Raw genomic sequence first — 9,322 nt, 5'->3', positions numbered from 1 at the left:
AGGCACGGTGGCCCGCGTCGGCGGCCGCATGATGCTCAAGCGCGTGATGGGCAAGGCCAGTTTCGCGACGCTGCAGGACGGCAGCGGCCGCATCCAGGTCTACGTGACGCGCGATGCCGTGGGCGAGGAGGCCTATGCCGCCTTCAAGCACTGGGACCTGGGCGACATCGTGGGCGCCGAGGGCAAGGTGTTCAAGACGCGCACGGGCGAGCTGTCCCTGCACGCCACCTCGATCCGCCTGCTCACCAAGAGCCTGCGGCCCATGCCGGACAAGTTCCATGGCGTGGCCGACCAGGAGGTGAAGTACCGCCAGCGCTACGTGGACCTGATGACCGACGAGGACGCCCGCCGCCGCTTCACCGCGCGCAGCAAGGCCGTCTCGGGCATTCGCGAGTTCATGGTGGCGCACGGCTTCCTGGAGGTGGAGACGCCCATGCTCCACCCCATTCCCGGCGGCGCCAACGCCAAGCCCTTCATCACGCACCACAACGCGCTCGACCAGGAGATGTACCTGCGCATCGCGCCGGAGCTGTACCTCAAGCGGCTGATCGTGGGCGGCTTCGAGCGCGTCTTCGAGATCAACCGGAACTTCCGCAACGAAGGCATCTCGGTGCGCCACAACCCCGAGTTCACGATGATGGAGTTCTACGCGGCGTACTGGAACTACCGCGACCTGATGGACTTCACCGAAGCGCTGATCCGCGATGCGGCCCAGAAGGCCGTGGGCACGCTCGCCCTCACCTATGGCGGCCAACCGGTGGACCTGGCGGCCCCCTTCGAGCGCCTCACCATCCGCGAGGCCATCGCGAAGCACACCAGCGCCGGCGCGGGCGCCGACGACCGAGAGTGGCTGATCGCCGCCCTCAAGAAGCTGGGCCACTCCGAGGAGAAGGACCGCCTGTCCACGCGGTCGCTGGCCAGCCTGCAGGTGCTCTTCTTCGAGGAGACGGTGGAAGAGAAGCTGTGGCAACCCACCTTCATCATGGAACACCCGACCGAGATCTCGCCGCTGGCACGCGCCAACGACGAGCGGCCCGAGGTGACCGAGCGCTTCGAGCTCTACATCACCGGCCGCGAGTTCGGCAACGGCTTCTCGGAGCTGAATGACGCCGAGGACCAGGCGGCCCGCTTCGCTGCGCAGGTGAATGCCAAGGATGCCGGCGACGACGAAGCCATGTTCTTCGACCATGACTTCGTGCGCGCGCTGGAATACGGCATGCCGCCCACGGGCGGCTGCGGCATCGGCATCGACCGGCTGATGATGCTGCTGACCGACAGCCCCAGCATCCGCGACGTGATCCTGTTCCCCGCGCTGCGCCGCGAGGGCTGAGGCTCAGGGCAGCAGATCGAGCGCGCGCAGGTAGCGCGCCTCGGTCATCAGCGCATCCCAGGAGGGCGGCGGTGCCAGCGGCAGCAGCGCCAGCCGCCGCTGCTCGCTGGCGTCAGAGGGGCGCCACTGGCCCGCGTCGCGCGCGGCCAACAGGCCATCGAGCAGATCGTCGAGGATGCGGCCGCCCTCGGGCTCGGACTGGTTGCACAGCAGCACCATGTCGCAGCCCGCGCCCAGGGCCGCCTGCGCGGCCGCCACGTAGGTGACGGTGCGGCCTTCGATCTGCCGCGCGCCGGCCATGCTGAGGTCGTCCGAGAACACCGCGCCCTGGAAGCCGAGGCGGCCACGGAGGATGTCCTCCAGCCAGATGCGCGAGAAGCCGGCCGGCACGCTGTCCACCTTGGGGTAGACCACGTGCGCGGGCATCACGCTGGCCAGCGAGCTGCTGAGCCACCCATAGGGCGCGGCGTCGTCCGCCAGGATCGCCTTGCGGCTGCGCCGGTCGACGGGGATGTCCACGTGCGAGTCGGCCGCCACGAAGCCATGCCCCGGAAAATGCTTGCCGCAGTTGGCCATGCCGGCCTGCAGCAGGCCATGCATCAGGCTCTTGGCCAGCAAGGCGGTGACGCGAGGATCGCGATGGAAGGCGCGGTCGCCGATGACGGTGCTGCGCGAGGCGCCCATCTCTTCCTGCCAGTCCAGATCGAGCACGGGCGTGAAGCTCAGGTCGACACCGCAGGCGCGCAGCTCGGCGCCCAGCACGTAGCCCGCCGCAGTGGCGGCATCGGTGGCGCCCATGGCATCGCGCATCCACAACTCACCGAAGGCACGCATGGCCGGCAGGTGGGTGAAGCCGTCGGTGCGGAAGCGCTGCACGCGGCCGCCCTCGTGGTCCACGCAGATCAGCAGGTCGGGCCGCAGCGACTTGATCTCGGCGCACAGCGAGGCGAGCTGGGCACGATCCGCCCAGTTGCGCGCGAACAGGATCAGGCCGCCAGCCAGCGGATGGGCGATGCGTCGGCGGTCGTCGGCCGTGAGACTGAGGCCGGCGATGTCGAGGACGATGGGGGCATGTTCGGTCATGGGTGGGGTTCCTGGTGCTCCACCACCACGAAGCTGGCGGCGTAGTCGGTTTCGTCGGTCACGGTGACGTGGGCACGCAGGCCCTGCGCCTCGAACCAGTCCTTCAGCACACCGTGCAGCACGACGACCGGCTGGCCGCTGGGCAGCTTGCCGATCTCGCACAGGCGCCAGGTCATGGGCATGCGCATGCCCAGGCCCACGGCCTTGCTGAAGGCCTCCTTGGCGGAGAAGCGGGTGGCGAGGTAGCGCACGCCGCGCTCCGGCCAGCGGGCCGAGCGGGCCTGCCAGGTGCGCAGCTCCGCCTCGCAGAGGATCTTGCGGGCGAAGCGCTCGCCATGGCGATCCAGCGAGTCGCGGATGCGCCGCACGTCGCAGATGTCGGTGCCGATGCCGTAGATCACGACTGCGCCGACGCGGCGCTGGCGATGGCCCGCAGGTAGGCCTGCACCGTGCGCTCGTAGCCCTGCTCCAGCGCGTCAGAGATCAAGGCGTGGCCGATGGACACCTCCTGCACACCCGGCACGGCGCGCAGGAAATCAGCCAGGTTGGCCTGATTCAGGTCATGGCCGGCATTCACGCCCAGGCCGGCATCGAGCGCGGCTTGCGCGGCGGCGGCGAAGCGGGCGATCTGGACGGCCTGGTCGGGGCCGCCGTGGGCCGCGGCATAGGGTTCCGTGTACAGCTCCACCCGGTCGGCGCCCACGGCGCGGGCCAGCGGCATGGCGGCTGCGTCGGCATCCATGAACAGGCTCACCCGCACACCCAACGCGCGCGCCTCGGCGATCAGCGGGCGCACACGCTCGGCATCCCGTGCGAGATCCCAGCCGTGGTCGCTGGTGAACTGACCCTCGCTGTCGGGCACGAAGGTGCACTGATGCGGCCGCAGCGCCCGCACGAAGTCCATCAGGTTGTGGAACGGGTTGCCCTCGATGTTGTACTCGGCACCCGGCCAGGCCTTCACCAGCGCGGACAGCTCGTGCACGTCGTCGGCCCGGATGTGGCGGGCGTCCGGCCGCGGATGCACGGTGATGCCCTGGGCGCCGGCCTGCAGGCACAGGGTGGCCGCGCGGGTGACGCTGGGAATGCCCAGGTGACGCGTGTTGCGCACCAGGGCGACCTTGTTGAGGTTGACGGAAAGGGCCGTGCGGGGGTGGTTCATAGGGCCTGGAGGTCCAGCATCATCTGGCGGGTGCGCAGCGATGCGACGCCGCAATGGTAGTGCAGCAGGGCCCGCAGCTGCGGCTTGAGGTCGGGCGCGGCGGCGGTCTGTGGCAGCAGCGCGGTGAACGGCGCGTCATCGTCCAGCGCGTGCTGCAACGCCCGCCACTGTCGCCCTGACAGGCTCCCGCGCGGCTCGTCATCGGCGGCCTCCAGCAGACCGGCCTCGGGCTTGAGCGCATAGGCCTGGTCGTCCGCCAGCGGTGCGAGCGTGCCGGTCTGCGCTGCCAGCGAGGGCAGCAGGCCGATCTCGCGCAGCAGCAGCAGCTCGAAGGCCCGCAAGGCGGGCTCGGTCGCGTCGGCGGCACGCGCGGCGATCACGCCCACCGTCGCGGCATAGGCATCGAACAGGGCCGGGTGTGCGTCGTCGCGCGCCAGCAGGCGCAGCAGCAGCTCGTTCAGGTGGTAGCCCACCAGCAGCGCCTCGCCAGCGGGCATGGCCTGACCGCCCAGCCACTCGGCGGACTTGAGCGTTCGGATCTCGGCATCACCGGAAAACGCCACGTGCAGCGGCTGCAGCGGCAGCAGCACGGGCCGGAAGTTCGAGCTGGGCCGCTTGGCCCCCTTGGCAACGACGGCAATGCGCCCGTGGCGGCGGGTGAACAGCTCCAGGATCAGGCTGGACTCGCTCCAGTCGTAGCGATGCAGCACGAAGGCCGGTTCGTCGGCGACGCGTCTCATGGTGCCGCAGCCAGGCCCGCGCAGGGCCTCACTCGTAGCCGAAGGAGCGCACCCGGGCTTCGTCGTCGGCCCAGCCGGCGCGGACCTTCACCCACAGCTGCAGGAAGACCTTGGCGTCGAACAGCTTCTCCAGCTCGGTGCGGGCCTCGGTGCCGATGCGCTTGAGCCGCTCGCCGCCCTCGCCGATGACCATGGCCTTGTGGCCATCGCGCTCCACCACGATGGTGGCGGCAATGCGCACCATGCGCTTGTGCTTCGGGCTCGGTTCCTCCTCGAACTTCTCCACCACCACCGTCGAGGTGTAGGGCAGCTCGTCGCCGGTGAGGCGGAAGAGCTTCTCGCGGATCATCTCGCCGGCCATGAAGCGCTCGGAGCGGTCCGTGAGCTCGTCGGCGCCGTACCACCAGGGCTGCTCTGGCAGGTAGCCGGCGCAGATGGCGAGCAGGCGCTCGATGTCCTTGGGCGCCTTGGCCGACAGGGGCACCAGTTCGGCGAAATCATGGCGCTGCTGCATGTCGCGCAGCCAGGGCGCGAGTTCGCCGCGGCGATGCACCTGATCCAGCTTGTTGGCCACCAGGATGGCGGGGATGCCCGGCTTCAGCAGGGTGAGCACCTTGGCATCTTCCAGCGTGAACCGGCCCGCCTCGACGACGAACAGGACCAGGTCGACATCCCCCACCGCGCCGGTCACGGTCTTGTTCAGAGCGCGATTGAGCGCGGTGCCGTGGCGTGTCTGGAAGCCGGGCGTGTCGACGAACACGTACTGCGCGGCCCCCTCGGTGCGCACGCCGGTGATGCGGTGCCGGGTGGTCTGGGCCTTGCGCGAGGTGATGCTGATCTTCTGGCCGACCAGGGCATTGAGCAGCGTGGACTTGCCCACGTTGGGCTTGCCCACGATGGCGATCAGGCCGCAGCGGGGCGTCGCCTCGCCGGCCGGGGGCAGAGGGGCCGCGGGAGCGGGCGGATCGGTGGTGGGGTTCATCGGGTGGGCTGGCTCTTCAGGGTGATGAGCATCGCGGCGGCGGCGGCCTGCTCGCCCGCCCGGCGTGATGCGCCGATGCCGCGTTCGACCAGGCCGTACTCGGGCACCTCGCACTCGACGTCGAAGGTCTGGCGGTGTGCGGCGCCCAGTGTGGCGACCACACGGTACACCGGCAGCTGCTTGCGGCGCCCCTGCAGCCATTCCTGCAGTTCGGTCTTGGGGTCCTTGGCGGCGGCGGACATCTCGGGCTTGATGTCCACGGCCTGGAAGAGCCGTCGAACCAGCGCTTCGGCCTCACCGAACCCCGCATCGAGGTAGACGGCACCGATCACGGCCTCCAGTGCATCCGCCAGGATGGAAGGGCGCTTGTGGCCGCCGGAGCGCGACTCGCCCTCGCCCAGGCGCAAGAGCGCCGGCAGCCCGAGATCGAGCGCCAGGCGATGCAGGGTGTCCTGCTTGACCAGGTTGGCCCGGATGCGCGAGAGATCGCCCTCGGGCTGGTCGGCCAGGCGCTGGTAGAGCAGCGCGGCGACGGCCAGGTTGAGCACGGAGTCGCCCAGGAATTCGAGCCGCTCGTTGTGGTCGGCACCGAAGCTGCGGTGCGTGAGCGCGCGCTGCAGCAGCCGGGGCTCGCGAAACCGGTGCTGCAGCCGCTGCTGCAGCGCCGTGAGCGGCTCCTCCACGGGGCGGCTACTTCTCGTTGGAGTTGCCAGCGTACTTCAGCGTCAGCCAGGCGGGGCCGAACATCTGGTACTCCTTCTGGTAGGAGAAGGCCACCACGACCCGGTCACCCTGCTTGGTCACTTCCAGGTCCTTGCCGGTGATGCTCTTGATGTCGTCGACCTCGGCGGCGCGGTCGAACGCGGCCCGGACTTCGGCCACGGTGCTGCCATCCGAGGCCTTCTTGATGGCCTTCTTCACCGCCTGGTACTCGACGAACGACGGGAACGCCTGCATCGCCATTGCGCCCACCCCACCCAGCGTGGCCAGGATGTAGATCAGGACCCAGATGGACATGCCGCGCTGCTTGCTCTTGCCTGCCATTTCCAACCCTCTTCTCACAGTGCTTCTCAATCGAAACCGCCGATGCGCTTGAGGTTGCCGAAGTTCATCCAGATCAGGAAGGCCTTGCCGACGATGTTGCGGTCAGGCACGAAACCCCAGAAGCGCGAATCGAGCGAATTGTCACGGTTGTCGCCCATGACGAAGTAGTGCCCTTCCGGCACCTTGCAGGCGACGCCCTCGACACTGTAGCGGCAATTGCCCCTGAAGGGAAACGGCTCGGCCGCCTGCACGAACGCCGGGCGCTCCTCGTCCACCAGCAGGCGGTGGGGCCGCTCACCCAGGCGCTCGTCGAGTTGCCGGAAGTAGCGCATGGCGTCGCCGTCGAAGTAGTCGGGCAGCACGTTCGTGGGCACCGGCTGGCCGTTGATGGTGAGCCGCTTGTTCAGGTAGGCCACCTCGTCGCCGGGCACGCCGACGATGCGCTTGATGTAGTCCAGCGTGGGCTTGGGCGGATAGCGGAACACGACCACGTCGCCGCGTGCCGGGGCGTTGCCCTGGGTCACGCGGGTGTGGATCACCGGCAGGCGGATGCCATAGGTGAACTTGTTCACCAGGATCAGGTCGCCCACCAGCAGCGTGGGGATCATGGAGCCGGAGGGGATCTTGAACGGCTCGACCACGAACGAGCGCAGCACGAACACGGCCACGATGACCGGGAACAGCCCGGCCGTCCAGTCCAGCCACCAGGGCTGGGCCAGGATGTTCTGCTTCGCCTCGGTCAGGTCGACCGGGGTCGTGGCGAGGCCCTGGGCCGCCAGCCTGGCCTGACGTTCGGCGGCCTCCGCCTCCAGCGCGGCCGCGGCGGCGCGGCGGCGCGGCAGGAACCAGGCGCGCTCGGCGATCCAGTAGACGCCGGTCACCACCGTGGCCAGGAACAGCAGCAGCGCGAAGTTGCCCTCCACGTAGTCCAGGTACCAGGCGGCGGCATAGCCGACGAAAGCCGCCAGCACGGCAGCGGTGAGCACGGGCATGTTCAATCCTCGGGATGCGCGGCGCGCGGTGTCATTCCTCGACCTGCAGGATGGCCAGGAAGGCCTCCTGGGGCACCTCGACCGAGCCGATCTGCTTCATGCGCTTCTTGCCGGCCTTCTGCTTCTCGAGCAGCTTGCGCTTGCGGGTGATGTCGCCGCCGTAGCATTTTGCCAGCACGTTCTTGCGCAGCGCCTTGACGGTCTCGCGGGCGATGATGTTCGCGCCGATGGCGGCCTGGATGGCCACGTCGAACATCTGGCGGCTGATGATCTCGCGCATCTTGGCCACCACGGCACGCCCGCGGTACTGGGCCTGGGTGCGGTGCACGATGATGGACAGCGCGTCCACCTTGTCGCCGTTGAGCAGGATGTCGACCTTCACCACGTCGGAGGCCCGGTACTCCTTGAACTCGTAGTCCATGGATGCGTAGCCGCGGCTCACGGACTTGAGCTTGTCGAAGAAGTCCAGCACGATCTCGCCCAGCGGCAGCTCGTAGGTCAGCATGACCTGGCGGCCGTGGTAGGCCATGTTGATCTGGACGCCCCGCTTCTGGTTGGCGAGCGTCATGACCGGGCCCACGTACTCCTGCGGCATGTACAGGTGCACGGTGACGATGGGCTCGCGGATCTCCTGGATGCGCCCCTGCTCCGGCATCTTGGCGGGGTTCTCCACCATGATCACCTCGCCGTCGCCCTTGACGACCTGGTAGACGACGCTGGGCGCGGTTGTGATCAGGTCCTGGTCGAACTCGCGCTCCAGGCGCTCCTGCACGATCTCCATGTGCAGCAGGCCCAGGAAGCCGCAGCGGAAGCCGAAGCCGAGCGCCTGGCTCACCTCGGGCTCGTAGTGCAGCGAGGCGTCGTTCAGCTTCAGCTTCTCCAGGCTGTCGCGCAGCGAGTCGTACTGGTTGGCCTCCACCGGGTAGAGCCCCGCGAAGACCTGCGGCTGCACTTCCTTGAAGCCCGGCAGCGGCTCGGTGGCGGTGAAGGCAGCGCCGCCGGTGCCGGCCTTCACCAGGGTGATGGTGTCGCCCACCTTGGCGGCCTGCAGCTCCTTGATGCCGGCGATCACGTAGCCCACCTCGCCTGCCTCCAGCGCGTCGCGCGGGGCATTGGCCGGCGTGAAGACGCCCAGCTGGTTGGTCTCGTAGGTGGCGTCGGTGGCCATCAGCTTGATCCGCTCGCCGCGCGCCAGCCGGCCGTCGACCACGCGCACCAGCATGACCACGCCGACGTAGCTGTCGAACCAGCTGTCGATGATCATCGCGCGCAGCGGCCCCTGCGGGTTGCCGCGCGGCGCCGGGATGCGGTGCACGATGGCCTCGAGAATCTCCTCGATGCCCAGCCCGGTCTTGGCCGAGCACGGGATCGCCTGGCTGGCGTCGATGCCGATGACGTCCTCGATCTCGGCCTTCGCGTTCTCGGGGTCGGCCTGCGGCAGGTCCATCTTGTTCAGCACCGGCACCACCTCGACGCCGAGGTCGAGCGCCGTGTAGCAGTTGGCCACGGTCTGCGCCTCCACGCCCTGGCTCGCATCGACGACGAGCAGCGCGCCCTCGCAGGCGGACAGCGAGCGGCTCACCTCGTACGAGAAGTCCACGTGGCCCGGCGTGTCGATCAGGTTGAGGTTGTAGACCTGGCCATCGCGGGCCTTGTAGGTCAGTGCGGCGGTCTGCGCCTTGATGGTTATCCCACGCTCTCTTTCGAGCTCCATCGAGTCCAGCACCTGCTCCTCCATCTCGCGATCAGAGAGGCCGCCGCAGCGCTGGATGAGCCGGTCGGCAAGCGTCGACTTGCCGTGATCGATGTGCGCGATGATCGAGAAGTTTCTGATGTGATTCATCAACGGGAACGACTAAGTGATTGATTCAACTGGCGCGCACAAAGAAAAAAGGGCGCGCCCTCAAGGTGACGCGCCCTAAACCAACAATCTATGGCAACTGCGATAGTTGGAGCTTCATTGTAGGCAAAAAGCCCGGGGCGTACAGACGG

General features: G+C 68.5%; 10 protein-coding genes. 1 reads left to right on the top strand and 9 read right to left on the bottom strand.

Annotated elements, in window-relative coordinates; genetic code table 11:
- On the top strand, positions 1 to 1,330 hold a 1,330-nt coding region (gene lysS, locus ACE3T5_RS19670; protein WP_374669806.1), incomplete at its 5' end, for a lysine--tRNA ligase.
- Positions 1,331 to 1,333: 3 nt separating this feature from the next.
- Here the strand turns inward: lysS and nagZ are convergent.
- Genes nagZ through lepA form a run of 9 tightly spaced genes read right to left on the bottom strand, consistent with a single transcriptional unit; the run spans position 1,334 to position 9,173 of the window.
- A complete protein-coding gene (nagZ, locus tag ACE3T5_RS19665; protein WP_374669805.1) occupies positions 1,334 to 2,413 on the bottom strand; it encodes a beta-N-acetylhexosaminidase in 1,080 nt (359 codons plus the stop codon).
- The gene (gene acpS, locus ACE3T5_RS19660) at positions 2,410 to 2,814 is read right to left on the bottom strand and encodes a holo-ACP synthase (protein WP_374669804.1); all 405 of its coding nucleotides are present in this window, start codon (positions 2,812 to 2,814) and stop codon (positions 2,410 to 2,412) included. The genes nagZ and acpS overlap by 4 nt, the downstream gene beginning before the upstream one ends.
- Positions 2,811 to 3,572 carry a pyridoxine 5'-phosphate synthase gene (locus ACE3T5_RS19655; RefSeq protein WP_374669803.1) on the bottom strand — a complete coding sequence of 254 codons (762 nt, stop codon included), beginning with the start codon at positions 3,570 to 3,572 and terminating at the stop codon, positions 2,811 to 2,813. Before ACE3T5_RS19655 ends, acpS begins: the two co-directional genes overlap by 4 nt.
- Positions 3,569 to 4,312, bottom strand: a complete 744-nt coding sequence (recO, locus tag ACE3T5_RS19650; protein ID WP_374669802.1) for a DNA repair protein RecO — start codon at positions 4,310 to 4,312, stop codon at positions 3,569 to 3,571. Before recO ends, ACE3T5_RS19655 begins: the two co-directional genes overlap by 4 nt.
- A gap of 28 nt (positions 4,313 to 4,340) precedes the next feature.
- Positions 4,341 to 5,294, bottom strand: a complete 954-nt coding sequence (gene era, locus ACE3T5_RS19645; RefSeq protein ID WP_374669801.1) for a GTPase Era — start codon at positions 5,292 to 5,294, stop codon at positions 4,341 to 4,343.
- Entirely contained in the window at positions 5,291 to 5,977 is a 687-nt protein-coding gene (gene rnc, locus ACE3T5_RS19640) for a ribonuclease III (protein WP_374669800.1), read from the bottom strand. Before rnc ends, era begins: the two co-directional genes overlap by 4 nt.
- Before the next feature lie 7 nt (positions 5,978 to 5,984).
- On the bottom strand, positions 5,985 to 6,338 hold the full coding sequence (locus ACE3T5_RS19635) for a DUF4845 domain-containing protein (protein ID WP_374669799.1): 354 nt from the start codon (positions 6,336 to 6,338) through the stop codon (positions 5,985 to 5,987).
- A gap of 26 nt (positions 6,339 to 6,364) precedes the next feature.
- Positions 6,365 to 7,330 carry a signal peptidase I gene (lepB, locus tag ACE3T5_RS19630; protein WP_374669798.1) on the bottom strand — a complete coding sequence of 322 codons (966 nt, stop codon included), beginning with the start codon at positions 7,328 to 7,330 and terminating at the stop codon, positions 6,365 to 6,367.
- Between the two features lie 31 nt (positions 7,331 to 7,361).
- Positions 7,362 to 9,173 carry a translation elongation factor 4 gene (lepA, locus tag ACE3T5_RS19625; protein ID WP_374669797.1) on the bottom strand — a complete coding sequence of 604 codons (1,812 nt, stop codon included), beginning with the start codon at positions 9,171 to 9,173 and terminating at the stop codon, positions 7,362 to 7,364.
- Between the last annotated feature and the right edge of the window lie 149 nt (positions 9,174 to 9,322).

The sequence above is a fragment of the Ramlibacter sp. genome (assembly GCF_041916345.1).
In the GTDB taxonomy this organism is placed as follows: Bacteria; Pseudomonadota; Gammaproteobacteria; order Burkholderiales; family Burkholderiaceae_C; genus Ramlibacter.
Note: the sequence above shows the minus strand (reverse complement) of the source record. Positions and strands in the feature narration are given on the sequence as shown.

Bases quoted from the DNA above. Each gene is read 5' to 3' on its own strand.
- lepB (WP_374669798.1), bottom strand. From the start codon at position 7,330: ATGCCCGTGCTCACCGCTGCCGTGCTGGCGGCTTTCGTCGGCTATGCC.
- era (WP_374669801.1), bottom strand. From the start codon at position 5,294: ATGAACCCCACCACCGATCCGCCCGCTCCCGCGGCCCCTCTGCCCCCG.
- lepA (WP_374669797.1), bottom strand. From the start codon at position 9,173: ATGAATCACATCAGAAACTTCTCGATCATCGCGCACATCGATCACGGC.
- nagZ (WP_374669805.1), bottom strand. From the start codon at position 2,413: ATGACCGAACATGCCCCCATCGTCCTCGACATCGCCGGCCTCAGTCTC.
- ACE3T5_RS19655 (WP_374669803.1), bottom strand. From the start codon at position 3,572: ATGAACCACCCCCGCACGGCCCTTTCCGTCAACCTCAACAAGGTCGCC.
- recO (WP_374669802.1), bottom strand. From the start codon at position 4,312: ATGAGACGCGTCGCCGACGAACCGGCCTTCGTGCTGCATCGCTACGAC.
- ACE3T5_RS19635 (WP_374669799.1), bottom strand. From the start codon at position 6,338: ATGGCAGGCAAGAGCAAGCAGCGCGGCATGTCCATCTGGGTCCTGATC.